The 1248-nt window shown below is 67.5% G+C and carries 1 protein-coding gene; it reads right to left on the bottom strand.

What is annotated here, in order from left to right; translation table 11 throughout:
* Nucleotides 1-10: 10 nt before the first annotated feature.
* Nucleotides 11-1248 (bottom strand): benzoyl-CoA 2,3-epoxidase subunit BoxA (gene boxA / locus H261_RS22830; protein ID WP_235063045.1); only part of this gene is annotated, 1238 nt, incomplete at its 5' end.

Here is a 1248-nt window from a genome sequence, read left to right on the forward strand (position 1 = left end):
GGTGGGGCCTCTAATAGGTTTCGACGTGGTACCGCCCCTCTTCCCGCATGGCCGGGCGCACGCTCGCCCAGTCCAGGCCGTGCAGGCGGCAGATGTCGGCGAAGGCCTCGTCGCAGCCCTGTTCCATGCCCTTCAGGCCGCAGATGAAGATATGGGTCTTGGGGTGCGCCAGCAGGGCGGCCAGATCGTCGGACCGTTCGCGGACCTTGTCCTGGACGTATTGCTTGGGCTGGCCGGTGACGCGGGAAAAGGCCAGATTCACGTCGATCAGCGACTTGGGCAGCTTCATCAGCGGCCCAAAATAGGGCAGCTCCTCGGGCGTGCGCGCCCCGAAAAACAGCATCAGCTTGCCGGGGGCGTCGTGAGCATTGCGCCGCCGCCGTTCGGTGAAGGCGCGGAACGGCGCCGAACCGGTGCCGGTGCAGATCATGACGATGTTGGCATCCGGGTCGTCGGGCATCAGGAAGGCCTGGCCGAACGGGCCGGCCACCCGCACCTCGTCGCCCTTCTTCAGGTCGCAGACGTAGTTGGAACCGATGCCACCCGCCACCCGTTTGACCGTCAGCGCCAGGTTGTTGAAACCGGTGCGCTCGCCCTCGCGCGGAGAGGCGATGGAATAGAGGCGGATGTTGTGGGCGCGGCCCTTGGCATCCACGCCCGGCGGCACGATGCCGATGCTCTGGCCTTCCAGGAAGGGAAAGGCGTTGTGCTGGAAGTCGAGCACCACGTGGTGGATGTCGGATTCCGTGCCCTCGCCGGTGATGCGCATGTTGCCGGCCACCCGGGCGACCACCGGGGTCTCGCGGGAATAGAGATTGAAATAGGGCTTGGCGGCGCTGGCCGGCGGCGGCACGGCGGGGCCGGTGGCGGCAGTGGCGGCGGCCAGCAGATCGCTGACCTCCTCGGGAGCCAGGGCGGCGGGTTCGGACGGGCCGGGGCCGGTCTGGCCGAGCGGCAGTTCCTCCCAGCCGAACTGGTCCTCGATGCTCCAGGGCTGATCCACCAGCAGCCAGTGATCGATGGCCCCCGTCGGGCAGGGCGACACGCAGGCGCGGCAGCCGGTGCACTTGTCGTACATCACCACGTAATTGTTGCGGTCGTGAGTGATGGCGTCGACCGGGCAGGTTTCCTCGCAGGTGTTGCAGCGGATGCAGACCACCGGGTCAATGAGATGCTGGCGCTTCAGTTCCATGGCGGCGGCCCTTTCCGAATCTCCCTCCCCCGGCTTTGCTGGGGGAGGGGCGGGGT

The organism is Paramagnetospirillum caucaseum (assembly GCF_000342045.1).
Taxonomy (GTDB): domain Bacteria; phylum Pseudomonadota; class Alphaproteobacteria; order Rhodospirillales; family Magnetospirillaceae; genus Phaeospirillum; species Phaeospirillum caucaseum.